The organism is Phaeodactylibacter xiamenensis (genome assembly GCF_965229835.1).
Lineage (GTDB): Bacteria > Bacteroidota > Bacteroidia > Chitinophagales > Saprospiraceae > Phaeodactylibacter > Phaeodactylibacter xiamenensis.
Window position 1 is genome coordinate 1,376,976 of sequence record NZ_OZ245931.1, and the last position, 17,271, is coordinate 1,394,246.

Consider the following 17,271-nt stretch of genomic DNA (forward strand, 5'->3'; position numbering starts at 1 on the left):
CGATATGCAACAATATATTTATGGTATAAACGATCGGGACCTTCACGACGAAGGCATCAAAACTCAGCGGCCCTCTGCTGTTCCGGAATACTTATTTTGGTATTCCCTGCGAGGGTGGCATTTCACCTTTATTGAAGTCCAGATACTCGAAAACCCCGAATTGCTGGAGACGGAGATAGAAGTAGTTCTATACAATCCGGAGCAGCAAGCCATCTTTCAAAAAAGCATACAGTATTTTGCAGACTTTTATGGCCATGAATCCTTTGATGCAGATCGGGATTTGGTAGGACGAAGGGTAATGATTCACGTTCCGGCATACCATCCGGGCCAACTTGGGGATGTATTGTCTGAAGCCCAGGTAAAAATGCTGGAGACGGAGATGTGGGCAGGAAACCGATTATGGATTTTCACCATTTTTGCGCTTCGGGAGGGCATTAATGTCGAGTGGCAAGAGGACCACCACAAGTCGTTGTTTCATTTTTTTACTGGTGGCAATACTTTGGTGATATCATTTCAACGAAGGCGTTGGAGGGGATCAACCCATTTTTCTTCCTTTCAGAAGAGGAAATTAGAAAGATAGATGAAAATCAACCACTTAACCTAAGCCTCTATGAGCCTAGCCCTAATTCTGATGTAAGAATCCTGAAATGGGATAGAAAGGACACAGGGGCCCCGGAATATTTTTACGTAAACAGTTTCCGGGCAGGAGAAACGATTTATTTAATCCTCAATTACATTCATAAAAACAGCTATGAAAGACTGGGGTGGGAAGAGTTGAAACTTCACACAAAAACCTATTTTTCACAGGCTTCTTAACTTACAAAGCCGTTTACAGCTGCCAGAGCAGCTGTAAATTGCGCCCCCCAAATGAAATACCAAAGAATGAAAGTAGAACTCTCGAAGCAGTCCTATAAAGACCCGGAGAAAAACAGGAACGGTGATTTTTGTACGTTTGAGCTTCTGGAAAACGGGCACCTGGCTGTTTTGGCCCTGGCGGATGGTGTGGGGAGCAGCCCCTGTGACTGGAAAGCTTCAATGGTCAGTTGCCAAAAATTCATCGAAGCCTTTAAGGCGGATACCAATGAGGATATCACTGAGCGCTTTTTGCAAGCCCTGAAAGCCGCTAATCAGGAAGTCTTGCTAACCACAGACCGGTGCGAGGGGATGAAAACCACTTTCTGCGGGGTGGTATGGGACATCGGGAAGAAAAAAGTGCACTACACCAGCATTGGAGATTCAAGGATTTATGCCTTTTCGAATAACAAGGTGAGCCAAATCAGCACCGATGAAGTAAAATCCGTTATCCTCCGGAAAAAAGATGGTAAACCCATGATTGTTTCGGGCATAGCCGTTACCGCAGAAGGCATAACCAATGTCATGGGTAGCCAACAGGTTAGTTTCGGAATTGAAACAAAAGACACGGAGGGTATTGATGGTATGGTGTTATCAACCGATGGATTCCATGGGTTGTCCACCACCTTTGAAGAAGATATTAAGGAGGCCCTCAATGCCATTAGCCTGGAGCAGGGGCTGATGCAGGTTTATCAAAAATACAAGGATCTGCAAAATGATGATATGACAATTCTTGCGCTAAGAAAAGTAAAAGAAGGTAATAATTACTCAGAGATCCTCGCCACCATTTTGAATAATGGGCCGATCCCGGAGATGAACAATTTTGAGCTATCCAAAGTGTTACTGCGCGGAATAGAAGAAGGGATACAGGAACAGGATGCTGACAAGGCAAGCAAGCTGATTGCTCTTTGCGAAACAAAGCGAATCGACCTCGGAAGAGAAGAAACCGGAAATTTGATTTCCCTAATGTTCAGGGTGAATTTCCAAAACGGAGGAGTGTACCAGAAGCTCATGAGTTTGATGCGGTCCAGTAAAGCATAAGCTCTGCATCAACAAAGAAAATTGCCTTTGTATTAGGTTCCAAAATCGAAAAAGCGAAGCACATGCCTCGCAACCACTTGCAATGTTTCAGGCTAAGATTGCAGTATTTTGCTGCAATTGTTATAATTTTAGGCTTTAAATTACAAAGGCATTAACTAATATGAGACTCTCTTTTTTATCGTTGGGGCTCTTCTTTAGCCTATCTCTGTTCGGGCAGCATAGAATTGCTATTTTTAATGTACAGACCACCGCCGGTTCTATAGCAGGCCTGGGACAGGTCAGTAGTCAGATCGTTGCCCATTATGCAAGCGATGACCGCTTCATCGTCATCGACAAAGCCAACATACAGCTCATTAAAGACGAGCAGGACCGCCAAAAATCTGAAGAATTCATTGACGGCTATATCGTTAATCAGGGCAAGCAGGAAGGCTTTGAGTATTGCTACTACCCGATTTATGACAAAAAGGAAAAGCTTCTTTCGGTCAAAGTGTATGATATTGAAAAAGGGATGGTCATATCAAACCAGGAAGTAAAACTGGGACACACCATCCTTGGTACACCCAAAAACCTGCAGTCTGCCATCAACAAAGTCATCGAAAAAGTAAATGCAGATTGCTTTGAATTGAGGTATGAGATCCTGAGGTGCACAGACAAAAAAATGAAGTCAAAAGCAAAAAATCTACTTTTTGCAATTGGCTACAATCAAAGAGCTAAGGAAAAAGATACCTACGAAATTTACAAGCTCGTAGTAGAGTCCGTTGGTGGCAAAGAATACGAACGCAAAGAAGTGATTGCCATGGGCGAAATCGATGAAATTCAGGATGCTAACTTCTCTATCCTGAAAGTCACCAAAAATGGTGAAGCAGTAATGAATGCGCTGAACGCTAATAAACAGCTATACGGAGCATTAATCCGATAATATTTTTATACAAACAAAAACATTATAACAAATCATGAAAAGCCAACTCACCAGCCTACTCGTCCTGGTAACTGTCTATGCTTTCTCTCAAAACTTTGGCACCGCTGTACTCATGGATACAGCTCCCAACAAGGGGGAATTCAACAAGATTTTTGTTCAGGCCATCGTAGAAAAGTACAACAATCAAAGCCCCCCACATACCGAATTTTATACCTGGAATGAAAACCCCGAATCCAATCCGGAACCCATCGAAGCGCTGAACGGCGAGGGTTTTGGTACAATCCCCATCAAACAAGCACTCTACCTCGATACCCAGTTCAGTTTTGAAAAAACACTGAAAACCAATTATCAGGTAGATACTTTAGGCAATGTCTTGCAGATGTTTGTCTACTACCCGCATAAGATAGGGCCGCGGCTTAAGATGATTGACCTGCCTACCTCGGAAGTTATCGCGGTGTATGCCTTTGATACCAAAGACTGGGGAATTCAGGAACATTATCAGGTAACCGACTTCAAAAAGTATTTTGGAGACAACCCGAAACTACTGGAGCGCAACAGAAAGGTCTTTAATGAAAAAATGAAGGCTTTCAAAAAAGCGGAACTCAAACGTATTGATGAATTTTATACCAAAAAAGTCCAATCGTATGGCAAAAATATAGACCTCGCAAGACTGGTCAAAGCTTCCGGAGACAAACGATTATTTAAAGTGGATGAATTCACGCTGGATGAAAAAGATAAATGGGGTGAGCTCTACTTAGATGCCAAATCTACCGAAAACATTGCCAAAGGCGATGTTTTGAGTATGTATCAGCTTTCTAAATATGGAGACTTTGAAATGTATACCTCGGTTTCCGGCTTTTCCATAGTGGAAGTAACCCAGGCTGGGCCGGACCGGACGAAAGCCGTGCCTTCTGTATTTGCTAAGAAAAAGATGACCGAAGCCCTGCAAAGCGGAGACGAAATTGTATTCGCAAGAAGCACGGCTTTGATCAATGAAGCGAATCGCAGGGATGAGCCTATGAAGCGCGTACAAGTCAAAGGGGAGTGCTTTATGTGCGAGCTGTACCTGGAAAGCATCCTGTTGGATGTGGCGACTACAAAGCTTATAGAACGAAACTTTGACCAGCAGCGCAGCTATTTCACAGACCAGTATACCGCTGAAAAATTCATGGACTTCAAAATGGAAGCCGTACAGGATAAACAAGAGGGTGTGGAAGTGATTTTTGAAAAAACTTCAACCGGAATGAAAGCAACGGATGTACAAACCGGAAGGATTGTGGGATTGGAGCACGAAGAAGCCAGCGGGGTCGGCGGGCTGCTCAAGCTACCGCCTAACAGGAAAGTACAGATCGTCAATATGTGCATGGATATCATGAATAAAGACCTGGAAATCCTGGAAATCACCAAAGAGAAAAAAGGTAAAATCAAGGAGTTTTTGGGTTACAGTGCCTTTGGGTTTGAGAATATCTCAACTTTATACATCATGAAAATCACCGAGGAAACGGTTGGCGGAAGAACGGTAGAAAGAGAAGAAGAAATAGGGCAAGTGTGGGCAAAAAGAAAGAAAACGAACACCATTGCGGAAGTTAAGGTCACGAAAGGTGAGAAGGAACTACAGCAGGCATTGGACAACGGTGATAAAATCAGATTTAAAGTCAGATATTAAAGGCATATGAAGTACCCATTCGGTTTTTTAGTGCTTGTTCTGCTCTTATGGAGTTGCAGCAAAACCATAATCCCCTACGAGCGAACAGGAAAAGTTAACGCCATAAGCCACGAGAATGCCATCGTCGTGCTCAGCAGTCAGGGGCAGGCGGAGCACCTGGACAAAGCCGTCTACCATGCGGAGCGGAATGCCTTCGAAAATTTGCTTTTCAAAGGCATTCCCAACACCAATCAGGAATCACCAATGGTCCCCAATGAATATCTGGCCCTTGAAGACAATGGTGTTATACTGGAAAGACTGCTGGTAAATCAGGGCTATAAACGGTTTATTATGGACTCCTACACTAGCCACTCTTCAGCTTCCCGGGGAGTCACCTTTGTGGATCAGGTCATAAAAATAGACCTAAGAAGTTTAAGAAACTTCTTACAAGATGAAGGCATCACGAAAAAATTTGGACTCTAGTCTCCTCAACCTATCTCTATGAAACAGCTACTGACAATCTTATTCATATGCTTCCTGGCCGAAAGCCTGACTGCACAGGAACAACCGACGATTCAGCCCACGATCATGGTCATTCCTTTCGCCAAAGAGGGCAATAGCACCAGGAAAGCCTATGAGTACAGCGAACTCAACAGAATAGCTATCACCAAAGTGAAGGAAGCATTTGACCAAAGAGGCGTAAACACCATCGACTTCAGGGCGAAGCTAAAGCAGCTGCAAAACGCTGAAGCTCTGACGGAAGACCAGGAAATGACGCTTAAAGACGAGGTCATTAAAATGTCCGGCGCTGATATTTATGTGGAAGTAGAGGCCAATAAAGACCGTACTAACACTGGCAACAGCGTTACCTGTATCCTGACTGCTTACGATGCCTTTTCCGGTGAGTCATTGGCGAACAAGGTATCCTCCAGTCCGAAATTTAATACTGAAAACTTCGAAAAGCTTACGCAAAAAGCCATCGAAGCCGAAGTGGACAACCTGCTCAACACCATACAGGAAAAATTCAACGACATGGTTGAAAACGGCCGCACAATTACCATGGAAGTGGGCATTGAAATCGGTACAGACTTCAACCTGGACACAGAAGTAGACGACAGCGGCTACTACCTCTCTGAACTGATCGAAGAATGGGTTGCTGAAAACGCCCACAAACATTATTTCCATATACAGGGGCAAAGCGAAACTAAAATAATATTCGATATCATAAAAGTACCTCTCAAAGATGATATGGGCAGAAACTACCGGATTTCAACATTTGCGACAGACTTCAGGCGGCACTTCCGGGAAAAAGGTATCAAAGCAGACCGAACCATCACCGGTAGCGCCATTACCATCACCCTTTCAAGCCTCTGATCATGAGAATAATGGTATCCGTAATGTTGACGCTGCTCTTTGGCAGCCCTTTTGCTTTCGCGCAGGAAGCCAAACCGAGCCTCGTAGTAGGACAGGTAGAAATAGAGGACAATGCCTTCGCAGCTCGCGGAGTAAAGCAGAAACTGGAAAACAGACTAAAAAAGGACTACGATGTACTATCCTCCAGCTACATCACACTGCATGTAACAGGCAACTTCGGTGAGATGCACACCATCAATGGTATGGATACCTACACCGTCGCTGATGCAGATTTGACCTACTCCCTGTCTGCTGAGGGGCTGCCAAACCGCAGCAAAACGCTTTCCATCAAATGCAAAGGCACCAATGAGAAAGACCTGGCTACCAAATTAGGCACTACCATGGCTAGAGACAGGGCGCATTATGATGAGGTCCATGCCTTTATACAGGAATACATTCAGGAAAACCTTGGAACCTGCACAAAAATAACAAGCGTCATTAATGAACGGCTCGCCAACCATGAAATGGCAAAAGCGAACAGCTTGCTGGGATACTATGATGCCCTAAGCAATTGTCAGGAAGCTAAAAGCAATGCGGAGCAGGCCATACTGGATAAGCATCAGGCCTACGCCTGTGATGTCATCATTAAAAAGAGTACCATTCTTGCCAATAGCGGCTCCCGGCAGGACCTCAGCAAAGCCATCGATATGCTCCTGATGGTCCCTCCTGATGCGCCTTGCGCAGAAAAGGCCATTTCGGTTTCAGAATTGGTCAGCAAAAAAGCCAAAGAGCTGGACGGCTACTCTACGCAGCAGCTTCAGAAACAACTCGTCATCATTAATTCTATCACTCCCGCAGACTGGAAGGCCTGGTACCGGGAAAACTACTCTAAAATCTATTAAATGATTCGTACTTTCAGCAAAGTATGGATCCACGCACTCAGCAACGTTATCTCGGCTGCCTCGCCACCCCACCACTCTGGAAAGGCACGACCGTCTCCCCTTTCCGGCAAATAGCGCTTGCGCTAAGCCCTGAGCCTTTGGAGGAGCAAGCTTCCTTTGATCAGTACCGGCTTGGCAAACTGGCGGAGGCTTTCGTTTTTCATGCGTTAAAGAAGCGCCCTTCGGTCTCCTGGATTTGCGACAATCTTCAAATACATCAGGACAAACGAACGGTGGGTGAAATCGATGCCCTGTTTTACCTCGAAGGCCAGCCCGTTCACCTCGAAGTGGCGTACAAGTTTTACCTCTTCGATACCCTTGAAAAACACGAAACACCTTTAGGTGCCTGGATTGGGCCCAACCGAAAGGACCGTTTGGTACAGAAACTGAAAAAGCTGCACCGCAAACAATTCCCCCTTTTGCACAGTGAAGTAACAAGTACGTACCTGAAACCATACGGGTTGGTGGCCGGGGCGCTGGAACAAAGGCTATGCTTTAAGGCACAACTCTTTTTGCCTTATCAGCAACAGGAACTTGACGTTGCCCCACTTAACCAGGACTGTATTGCGGGCTGTTACTTAACCCTGCCTGAATTAGAGGCCTTCCGGAATGCAGCTTTCTTCATCCCGCAAAAGCCCGACTGGCTGATCTCGCCTCACCCTAAGGTACAATGGCTCCCCTACCCTGAGGCCCGCCCGATTCTAAAAACCGAAACAGATCAGAAACGGTCACCCATGGTTTGGGTGCGGCAGAACAGCGGTAAAATAATCAGATGCTTTGTTGTGTTCTGGTGATCCGCTTCAGGCATTCACGCCAACCTTTTATCGGTCAAAGGATGGTGTTCGTCAAATCCTGTTGCGACAGACCGGCAATTCAGGTATTTTTAAGTGGTAATTTTTCACCATTAAATCACCTGAATCAACATGAAAAAACACTACCTCATTCTCCTTCTTTCCCTGATCACTTCATTTGCAGGCAAAGCCCAGCTACAGCCTGGCGATTGGGCAACCCCTTTCACCCTAACTGATATCTATGGCAATGACCACAGGCTCTACGATTACCTTAGCGAAGGCAAACCCGTGGTAATGATCATCTCAGCAACGTGGTGCGCGCCCTGTTGGAATTTGCATACAAGTGGTGTAATGGAAGAAGTCTATGAAACCTATGGCCCGGATGGCAGCGACGAAATCATGGTCCTTTTCATAGAGGGGGACCCCAGCACTTCCTACGAACAACTCACCGGGCAAGCCTGGCCCTCACAAGGCAACTGGATCAATGGCACCCCCTACCCTATAATTGATGTGGAAGACTTTCAGCTTCAGGCGGCTTATGGTTTGCTGGGGTACCCCACGGTGGTCATGATCTGTCCTGATATGCAAGTAAAAGTTCCGCAGATGTGGTCTGGAATAAATACCTGGACTGTCAACTACGTGGTCAGTCAGGCTTTTTCCTGCAATGATGAGCCTCTACTGGAACAGGACGCGGCCATTCACACCTATGAAATCGGCAACAGCTCCTGCTACGATGGTTTTGTCAGCGCTAACCTCTACAACACAGGCAGCGAACCGCTAACCGCTGCTACAATAGAACTTCGGCGCGATGGAGAACTTGTAGACACTTACGATTGGATTGGCGAATTGCCTACCGGTGCAGAAGCACCTGTCCTTTTTGAAAACGTAGACTTACAGCCGGGACTGAATACCTTCTCCCTGGTACTCCCTTCTGACGATGATGACCTTTCCAACAACGAGGTCCTGGTACCTTTCGTCAAAGCCCCTCTTGTCTCTGTGAACCTTGATCTTTATATCCAATCTGACAGCGATGCAGAAGACCATAACAACCGCTGGCAAATTGTCGATGAGAATGGCAATGCGGTAGCAGAAGGTACTCTGGCCAACAGTACCTATGAAGAAGTTAGCCTGTCCCTTGAAGCGGAAGGCTGCTATGAACTGCGATTCTACGATGAGGAAGGTGACGGCATCAATGAAGGCGGGTTTATTCTCGTGTTGGATGAGTATGGCACCTCTATTGCCGACATTAGTAATTTTCAGGGTACAGAAGTATTTGTGAAGTTTTTGGCTGCAGCCAATGTGAGCAGTACTCCTAATGCGGAAGCGGTAGCCGGGTGGTCCGTCTTCCCAAACCCCACAAAGGATTTGGTGCAGGTGCAGTATGTGCTGAATGAAAGTAGCCCGGTGCAACTCAACTTCATCAATGCTACAGGCCAAGCCCTCCTCACACAGGAGTTCACGACACTGCCTTCCGGCACGCATCAGGCAGCATTTGACCTGAGCGGCCTGCCGGGCGGCCTATACCGGGTCCAAATCATAACTCAGGACGGGACAAGCACGAAAAATGTAGTAAAGCAGTAGGAAACAACGCTGAAAAAGCCCCGGAAGAAATTTCTGCCGGGGCTTTTTGCCTGCGATACAACAACCGGAAGGAAAGAAGCGCTGCACTAGTTTACATCCATGCCCCGCACCACACGGGACAGTACACCCGGCAGAAAACGCTTTAGGTAAATACCCATAATTTCCTTACCGCCAATGTAAGCCTCTTCTTTCTTTTTATAGATCGCCAGCAGTGCTTTTCGGGCAAAATCATTGGGCTCCAGCCCCTGTTTCGTCGTTTGTGCCATCTTATTGTTAGGGGAACCATCGCCAGTCAGCGCGTTGATGCTTACATTGGTGTGCACATAGCCTGGGCAAATCAGGGTCACCTGAATGTTTTTGTCATAGACCTCCGCCCTCAGGCAATCAAAAAAACCGTGCAGTGCATGCTTGGAGGCCGCATACGCAGATCTTCGTGGCGTGCCAATTTTGCCCATCACACTACTGATGGCAACAATCTGCCCCTGCTTACGGCGCGACATGTACGGCAGTACTGCCTTCGTTACCGCCACCGTACCGATGAAGTTGACATCCATGATCTTTTGGTCTACTGACAAATCTGTATCCGCCACAAGGGAGCGCTGAGAGATACCCGCATTATTGACCAGCACATCAATCTTACCGAAATGGTTGATCGCCCGGGCAGTTATACCAGAAACCTTATCGTATTCCGTGACATCCATCGGCAGGAGCAATACCCGGCTGCTACGGGGGCAATTTTGCTGCACGCGCTCCAATTCCTGTTCATTACGGGCAGACAATACCAGATCTGCTCCGTGCTCAGCAAAAGCATACGCTAAATGCTCGCCTATTCCGGAAGAAGCCCCCGTAATCCAAATCACTTTGTCCTTAAAATGCATCCCTCGTTTTTTTTGCAAATTAACCGAAAAAAGTCGAATCCTCAGATGCTGCCTCCAAAATCTCTCTTAGGGGCACCTTCGAAACCCACAAAACGACATTGCAACTGTAAACGATTTGATCTTTTGCAAAAAGCCTTAAATTACCTTCCCATAACCCTGAGGCGCCTGCAAAAAGGCTACCTCCGATCCGCACATCAAACTATGAAGACCATTTATTTTGTCAGACATGCAAAATCCAGTTGGGAGGATGCCAGTTTAAGAGATTTTCAAAGGCCCCTGAATAAGCGGGGGCTCAGGGACGCACCATTCATGGGCAAGCTGCTGCATGCCAAGGGCTTAGCCCCTGACCGCATCATCACAAGCCCTGCCGTTCGCGCCCGTACTACTGCTAAATGCTATGCTGCAGCATTTCAATACCCGGAAGCCCAGGTGCAGGAGGAGCCCCTCATTTACGAAGCCTTCCCGGAAGATATTTTGCGGCTGATCGAAAAGTTTGATCCTGCATGGAAAGTGGTGTACCTTTTCGGGCACAACCCTACCTGGACCACGATAGCCAATTCCTTTGCCGAGACTTTTATTGCCAATATTCCGACCTGTGGGACGTTTAGAGTAGATGCGGAAGTGGACGACTGGGCTGCATTTACCGCTCAAACCGGCCGCCTGAGTGAATTTCATTACCCTAAACAGTATTTTTCCTGATGCGATATCCTGCCTATTTATTGCTAACCTGCTTCCTTGGTTTATGGTGTTCTGGCTGTCATACCCCAGAAGAAAAACCTACTATGCCAGAGGAAAAGCTGGTTGAGGTGCTGGCTGATATCCATATTGCAGAAGCTGCCCTGCAGGCCCTCAGAGGGCAAACCAAAGACAGCATGTCTCAGGCCTATTACCAGCAAATCTACACCATACACGGGGTAGACTCAGTGGAGGTGCAGGAAACCCTGGAAACCATGCGCGAAAAACCGGCAGAAATGAAGGACCTCTATGACAAGGTGATGGAGCGCGTGGAACAACTCAACGCCAAGGCCAAAAAACCGGAAGAGCGGGACTGACCTCCATTTCTTAACATATACTTAATGCCTCATTCGCTAAATCCAGCTGTCGAAGCCATTAACTTTGACGGCATGCGACTTTGGCTACTCTATATAGCCCCTTTTTCAACCAATCCTCACATAGATGGACCCTGTCAAAATTCTCATTGTGGATGATGAACCAGATATACTTGATTTCATCCGGTATAATCTCGTTAAGGAAGGATTTGAAGTCTTTACCGCATCCAATGGGGAAGATGGCATCAAGACTGCCGAACAAGTCAAACCCCGCCTGATCATCCTGGATATCATGATGCCAAAAATGGACGGCGTGGAAGTCTGCCGGCAGTTGCGTAACAAGCCGGAGTTCGAAAGTACACTGATCACCTTCCTCACTGCGCGGGAGGAGGACTATTCCCAAATTGCAGCGCTTGATGTTGGCGGTGATGATTACATTACCAAACCCATCCGCCCCAGGGTATTCCTCAGCCGTATCAAAGCATTGCTGAGGCGCTCCGAACGCCGGGAAGAGGAACGGGAAGAACCGAACACCCTCTCCATAGGAGACCTCATCATTGACCGGGACCGGGTCACCGTTACCAAGGGGGAAGAGGTTATCGAACTGGCCAAAAAGGAATTCGAGCTCCTTTTCCTGCTCGTTTCCAAGCCAGGCAAAGTCTTTTCCAGAGAGGAAATCTTCAACAAAGTATGGGGCACCGATGTCATCGTCGGCAACCGCACCATCGATGTTCATATCCGGAAGCTTCGGGAAAAGATTGGAGACCACTACATCAAGACCATCAAAGGTATTGGCTATAAGTTTGAGTTTTAAGCCCGGTACAGCCGCCTCATAATCCCCTTTAAAGATAACCACCGCAACCTAATGCTGAAAAACCCTACGCCACAGCAAATCGCACAAATTGTAGCGCTGTATATTACGGTTTCTTCCCTATTGGTCTGGGGCGTGCTTGAGGGCTTCCGTGCCCGCTTTGAGCTCACCTGGATGTTCACCCTGGCACTGCTTGGCATAGCCCTTTTTGCTTCTGCTTACCTGATTACCATTTTTTACCTGCGTAAGTATATCTACCGCAAGATCAAACTCATCTATAAAACCATCCATAAGCACAAAGTCTCCCCACAGGAGAAAAATAAGAACATTGACGTGCGCGAAAACATCATTGATGAGGTAGAAAAACAAGTCGCAGAATGGGCCGAACAACAACAGGAGGAACTGGACAAGTATAAGGCATGGGCGGAGTACCGCCGCAACTTTGTTGGCGACATCTCCCACGAGCTCAAAACACCTATTTTCAATATTCAGGGCTACCTTCATACCCTCCTCGACGGGGCACTGGAAGACCCGAACGTTAACACCACCTTTCTCAAAAAAGCCGCCAAAAACCTGGAACGCCTGCACATCATAGTGGAGGATCTGGAAGCCATTTCCCGCCTCGAATCCGGAGAGCTGATGCTGGAAATTCAAAGCTTCGACATACACGCCCTGGCAGCAGAGGTTTTTGAAGATCTGGAGTTCAAGGCCAAGCAGCGCAACATCACCCTGGAGTTTAAGGATGGGGCTTCTCAGGGCTTCAAGGTGCAGGCTGACCGGGAAAGCATCCGTCAGGTGCTGACCAACCTGGTAAGCAATTCCATCAAGTACGGGGAAGAAAATGGACGCACCCGCATCGGTTTCTATGATATGGACGGTAACATCCTCATCGAAGTCGCGGACAATGGGCTGGGCATCCCCAAAAAACACCTCAACCACGTCTTCGACCGCTTCTACCGGGTGGACAAAAGCCGTTCCAGAGAACGTGGCGGCTCGGGACTGGGCTTGTCCATTGTGAAGCACATCATTGAGGCGCACAAGCAGACCATCAATGTACGCAGTACGCCCGGCCTGGGCTCTACTTTTGGCTTCACCCTCAAAAAAGGCACTTAATTTGACGGCTACCTGATCAGGTTAACTTCTCCTGACCGCTCCACAGCAACGCCATTGCCTCTTTCCACTACCAAATGGTACCCGTAGACTCCTGATGGTGCCGGCTCTCCTTTGTACAGCCCATCCCAGCCAATCTGACTGGCAGGAAGCCGGAAGTCGCTTGCTTCATAAACCAGGCTGCCCCAGCGGTTAAAAACGCGGAGGCTGACCCCCCGGACAAATTCCGGACCGGCGTAGGGCCGGAGCACATCATTGATACCATCGTTATTCGGTGAAAAGGCCGTAGGTACATAAATCCGCTCCACATTATTCACTTCCACTACGATCCTTGCCGTAACGGTACAGCCTTCACTCGTTAGGCCGGTAACGGTGTAGGTGGTGGTACGCTCCGGGCTCACCCTCACCGTTGCACAACCCTGGCATACTGCCGGCTCCCAAACCAGACTATCGGGCAGCTCCATGCCTGCGTCCAGCGGTTGCGCTACCAGGTCGATAGAATCGCCTGGGATAATGATAGGCTCATCCCCCTGCCCGGGTGAGAACAGCCGAAAACCTGCCGGAGCCTCAGATTCTAAGTCAAATAGCGCAACTCCCTCACAGCCACCGCCATCCTGAACACGCAGGCTGTAACTCCCTGCTTCCAGCCCCGTAAACGAAGGAGACTGCTGCAACGGTTGGTCATTTATGCCAAATAAATAGGGCGCCTGACCACCAACGACACTATCCACGCTTAGGCTTCCGGTACCATCAGGCGTGCACCCCGGATTAGTGACACTGACGACCAATTCAGGGGTAGCGCGGTTGTCGGCTACAGTTATAGTGTCGGCATTGGCACATCCGGTGCTCGTATTCGTAACTTCCAGCACGTAATCGCCCGCTTCCGAGGCAGTGGGGTTGGCGATGCCTGTATCAGAAAGCACGCCTCCATCCAGGGTCGTCCATGTATAAGCAAACCCGGCCATAGCGGGGCTGCCAACAACGACCTCATCGGTATCGCAGTCCAGGCTGTATGGCCCACCGGTTTCCACCATTGGAACCGGAAGGATATCCAGGTTGAAAAAGGCTGAGTCCGGCTGGCAAATGCCATTGTTTTGCAGGTAGGCAATTTGAACCGCTCCCGGAATAGCCAGTTGCGCCAGGTTTAATTGTCCGGTGGAGGCATCAAGTGCATCATCGGGCACACCTCCTCCTGTAACCGCCCATGTCCCTCCTGTGTCAGCTCCGGCCAGAATGGCGCTCAGCTCTAACAGACTGTCCAGTCCTGCGCAAAAGTCCAGATCTTTCCCCACCCCGGCAGCTGGAAAAGGCACGACAGTAAATTCCAGAGCCGGAAAGGGGCCATCGTAGGTACAGGCCGGGGCACTACTGTCAGAAAAGCTGGAAATGGCGATGCTCCCGCTGCCGGGAACCGGCACAGACAAGGTGTTCTCCCCGGCTTGCAACCCAGGGAGGGTACTCGTCAGGCCGTTGTAAGTATACTCCAAAGTAAAGGGGCCCGGGCTTTCTGTCTCAATCAGCAGGGCCAGGTCCAGAGGCGACCCTTCGCAAATCTCGGTTGCCCCTTCCAGTTCCAACGTGTAACCCGGGCATTCCAGCGTGGTGCACCCTCCGGAATAAACATCACTCAGACAACCTTCTGCTGACAAAGCAAACAACTCGTAATTGACCTGCTGATTCTCCGTCAGCCCTTCGATAAGATAGGTCGTATCGGAAGTGAAGGTCCCTACCGGCCCGTCGAGTACATCTATTTGGTAAGTGCTTGCCCCCATCGTAGGCGACCAGGATAACAGAATACTGTTCGCAGTAGCCTCACAATCTACAGAGGGTACTGTGCCCGGCGTTTCGCCCACGGTGATGGTTAGCTCCGCAGTGGCTTCACAAACCGGGCCAAAGCTGATGTCGTCGAGTGCAAAGTCGTTGCCTGTAGACTCACTGTTGACATTGGTGATACAAATTTCCACATCAGTGGCGCCCCCCGAATTCCAGGTGGCATAGAAGGGTACCCACTCGCAGGTCACCGGGGTGGCTGCTGCGGTATTGCCCAACAAAACCCCATCGAAGGAGAACTGCAGATTCGCAGGGTTTTCGGTAGTCACGGAAGCGACCCAGGCCGAAAAGGCATAGTCTGTACCGGGCGTAACGCTCACCACCTGACACCAGACGTCGTTTTGCTGATCGGAGCTGTTCACCACCATCATATTGCCATTGCCGGTGGTGTGGTCGCCGCAGGGGGCAAAGTCCTCATGGGTAGACATCGGGTTGTTGCTAATCAGGTACTCACCTTCGTTATGCAGGGGCCCGTTTGGCCCACCGCTCCCCTGCCCGTAATCGGTAGTAAACCCTACATTACCCAGCGCAAAGTCACCGTTGAAAATGAGGTTTTCGCCTATCGCCTGGGCAGTGATGGTGTAGGTTTGGGTCGTTGCCGGTGTTGCGGTTGTCACGGCAGCTGATGGGTCGGCCAGCCCTGTAGAGGGCGACCATTGAAAACTAAACGGAGTAGTAGAAAAAGAAGCAGCAACCGGCACTGGCTCGCCAGGCGTACACAGTGTGGTGTCCGCTGATACCTCGATGGTGAAATTATCACAATCCTGAGCAAAACCTACCCTTCCAAACAGCAGCAACAAGAGACAAAAGCCTGCTAAGCGAATATTCATAGCGATTCATTTTTTCGGAAACAAAAAGCATAAGGAGCCCGGCCTGTACTATAGATCAGACCGCCCGTTTCCAATACCTGGAAATTGATTTAAGGCTGACCGGGGTAATAAAGATTGGAGATTTGATTTGTTGCTGTAGTAGCGGCAAAGATATAACAATCTGCCATAAGTACAGCCCGGTTGAAATGAAGCTTTACGGAACGGTCGGTTTCGGCCTGTTAAAATACAAATGCCCCGAAAGCCATTATTTCGCTTCCGGGGCATACTGCAATCAGTACCTAAGGCACTTACTTGCTATTTACTGATTCTCATTGAGCGGAATCGGGAACTGCTGGAAAACCTGATCACCAGGCCGGTCAATCGGCAGGTTATCCGCATTCAGCAAACCATAGCGGCGCAGGTCAAACATACGGTGCCCTTCCGCCCAGAAAGAATAGCGGCGGTTGTACAGCATTTCGTCGATCAGTGCATCGCGGTTAACATCTCCATCATAATCGCCCAGTCCATGCGCATTGCGGATCACATTGAGGGCCGTCACTGCATCATCCAGGCTACCTTCCTGAATGCTCGCTTCCGCATAGATCAGGATCAGCTCCTCGTTACGGATGATATCGATTGACGAAAGCGCAGACTCATACAGGGCTGTCTCATGCGTACCATTCAGCCCGTCCTGAGAGGTAGCATCCACCCGTGGGCGGAACTTCGACAAACGCATATCGCCTTCCCGGATATCTTCGATATAGGAGTCGTGGACAATAATTTGGTCGCCGCTCTGCCCTGGAATTTTGAATACCGGATTCAGTACATCACCGGAAGCGGTGCTGAAGATCATTTCCGGCCCGACAGTGATATCGCCATCCAGGTCCAGGAAGGAATCCTCCAGGTAGCTGAGCGCATTACCGTATTGCTGTGCATAGGTAGCCGCCCGGGCTGCTATAGCGCGGTTAAACTCAGCATAACCTTCCGGTGTATCAAAGCCGCCGGCATAGCCTGCCGAGAGTGCAAAATGGAATTCGGCACCCTGAAGATCATCATAGGCATCGTCCAGCAGGCTGAAAATCTCAGTGAAAGCATCTGCTTTGCTGACAAATGGCCCGAGGTTTTCCGGGTCGGCAACATCCACCCGGATACCGTTATCGTTGAGGCGCATGAGCTCCTGCAGGAACATCAGTGCTTTAACGGTTCTTGCATAGCCACGGTAGCCGGCGAGCTCTGCTTCAGAAGCCCCCTGAGCATTGGGAAGTGCATCCAGCAACAGATTAACGTTCTTCACTACCTGATAACGGGTCCCCCATGGCGCAGTAAGATAAAAGGTGTTATTATCCAGGCTGCGTCCTTCTTTGCCCAGCAGGTCCTCTGTATTACGAGGGTCTGCATCAAACAGATATAGCTCCCGGGCGACTGAACCCGTGGAGGTAATATACGTATCCCAGGCCGTCCGCATCCGGGCTTCTGCCCCGTAGACCAAGAGGTCCAGCTCATTAGGCTCTGCCTCGGAAAGAATAGCGCTCACACTAGGCGCGTTGGGATCAAACTGCTCGTCGATGGTACAGGCACCAAGGACCAGCAGGCATAATGTGCTTATGATCAGATTTATATTTTTCATAGGAATGTTTCCTTTTAAATTCAAAAATAGATTG

16 protein-coding genes are annotated in these 17,271 nt (G+C 48.7%); 13 read left to right on the plus strand and 3 right to left on the minus strand.

What is annotated here, in order from left to right; all coding sequences use genetic code 11:
• Positions 1–4: 4 nt before the first annotated feature.
• The 9 genes from ACO08I_RS04980 (at position 5) to ACO08I_RS05020 (ending at position 9,123) form a co-directional block, all read left to right on the plus strand.
• On the plus strand, positions 5–580 hold the full coding sequence (locus ACO08I_RS04980) for a hypothetical protein (RefSeq protein WP_421948693.1): 576 nt from the start codon (positions 5–7) through the stop codon (positions 578–580).
• A 287-nt stretch (positions 581–867) separates the two neighbouring features.
• A complete protein-coding gene (locus tag ACO08I_RS04985; RefSeq protein ID WP_421948694.1) occupies positions 868–1,893 on the plus strand; it encodes a PP2C family protein-serine/threonine phosphatase in 1,026 nt (341 codons plus the stop codon).
• Positions 1,894–2,053: 160 nt separating this feature from the next.
• Positions 2,054–2,812, plus strand: a complete 759-nt coding sequence (locus ACO08I_RS04990) for a hypothetical protein (RefSeq protein ID WP_421948695.1) — start codon at positions 2,054–2,056, stop codon at positions 2,810–2,812.
• A 34-nt stretch (positions 2,813–2,846) separates the two neighbouring features.
• Positions 2,847–4,478, plus strand: a complete 1,632-nt coding sequence (locus ACO08I_RS04995; RefSeq protein ID WP_421948696.1) for a hypothetical protein — start codon at positions 2,847–2,849, stop codon at positions 4,476–4,478.
• A gap of 6 nt (positions 4,479–4,484) precedes the next feature.
• Positions 4,485–4,940 (plus strand): hypothetical protein, encoded by a 456-nt coding sequence (locus ACO08I_RS05000; RefSeq protein ID WP_282774304.1) that lies wholly within the window; start codon positions 4,485–4,487, stop codon positions 4,938–4,940.
• A gap of 18 nt (positions 4,941–4,958) precedes the next feature.
• Positions 4,959–5,831 carry a DUF6175 family protein gene (locus ACO08I_RS05005; RefSeq protein ID WP_421948697.1) on the plus strand — a complete coding sequence of 291 codons (873 nt, stop codon included), beginning with the start codon at positions 4,959–4,961 and terminating at the stop codon, positions 5,829–5,831.
• Between the two features lie 2 nt (positions 5,832–5,833).
• Positions 5,834–6,712 (plus strand): hypothetical protein, encoded by an 879-nt coding sequence (locus tag ACO08I_RS05010; RefSeq protein WP_421948698.1) that lies wholly within the window; start codon positions 5,834–5,836, stop codon positions 6,710–6,712.
• Between the two features lie 23 nt (positions 6,713–6,735).
• Positions 6,736–7,545 (plus strand): DUF1853 family protein, encoded by an 810-nt coding sequence (locus tag ACO08I_RS05015; RefSeq protein ID WP_421948699.1) that lies wholly within the window; start codon positions 6,736–6,738, stop codon positions 7,543–7,545.
• Between the two features lie 129 nt (positions 7,546–7,674).
• Positions 7,675–9,123: a T9SS type A sorting domain-containing protein gene (locus tag ACO08I_RS05020; RefSeq protein ID WP_421948700.1), complete on the plus strand. Its 1,449-nt coding sequence runs from the start codon at positions 7,675–7,677 to the stop codon at positions 9,121–9,123.
• Between the two features lie 86 nt (positions 9,124–9,209).
• On the opposite strand, the gene ACO08I_RS05025 is transcribed toward ACO08I_RS05020, so the two are convergent.
• The gene (locus ACO08I_RS05025; RefSeq protein ID WP_282774293.1) at positions 9,210–10,001 is read right to left on the minus strand and encodes an SDR family oxidoreductase; all 792 of its coding nucleotides are present in this window, start codon (positions 9,999–10,001) and stop codon (positions 9,210–9,212) included.
• A 201-nt stretch (positions 10,002–10,202) separates the two neighbouring features.
• On the opposite strand from ACO08I_RS05025, the gene ACO08I_RS05030 reads away from it, so the two are divergent.
• The 4 genes from ACO08I_RS05030 (at position 10,203) to ACO08I_RS05045 (ending at position 12,974) form a co-directional block, all read left to right on the plus strand.
• The gene (locus ACO08I_RS05030; protein WP_282774291.1) at positions 10,203–10,700 is read left to right on the plus strand and encodes a SixA phosphatase family protein; all 498 of its coding nucleotides are present in this window, start codon (positions 10,203–10,205) and stop codon (positions 10,698–10,700) included.
• A gap of 83 nt (positions 10,701–10,783) precedes the next feature.
• On the plus strand, positions 10,784–11,053 hold the full coding sequence (locus ACO08I_RS05035; protein ID WP_044228204.1) for a DUF4296 domain-containing protein: 270 nt from the start codon (positions 10,784–10,786) through the stop codon (positions 11,051–11,053).
• A 124-nt stretch (positions 11,054–11,177) separates the two neighbouring features.
• Positions 11,178–11,864 (plus strand): response regulator transcription factor, encoded by a 687-nt coding sequence (locus tag ACO08I_RS05040; protein WP_282774289.1) that lies wholly within the window; start codon positions 11,178–11,180, stop codon positions 11,862–11,864.
• 51 nt (positions 11,865–11,915) lie between these two features.
• Positions 11,916–12,974 carry a sensor histidine kinase gene (locus ACO08I_RS05045; protein ID WP_282774288.1) on the plus strand — a complete coding sequence of 353 codons (1,059 nt, stop codon included), beginning with the start codon at positions 11,916–11,918 and terminating at the stop codon, positions 12,972–12,974.
• 8 nt (positions 12,975–12,982) lie between these two features.
• Here the strand turns inward: ACO08I_RS05045 and ACO08I_RS05050 are convergent, their stop codons facing one another.
• The gene (locus ACO08I_RS05050; RefSeq protein ID WP_421948701.1) at positions 12,983–15,631 is read right to left on the minus strand and encodes a gliding motility-associated C-terminal domain-containing protein; all 2,649 of its coding nucleotides are present in this window, start codon (positions 15,629–15,631) and stop codon (positions 12,983–12,985) included.
• Positions 15,632–15,929: 298 nt separating this feature from the next.
• Positions 15,930–17,237 (minus strand): RagB/SusD family nutrient uptake outer membrane protein, encoded by a 1,308-nt coding sequence (locus ACO08I_RS05055; RefSeq protein ID WP_282774285.1) that lies wholly within the window; start codon positions 17,235–17,237, stop codon positions 15,930–15,932.
• Between the last annotated feature and the right edge of the window lie 34 nt (positions 17,238–17,271).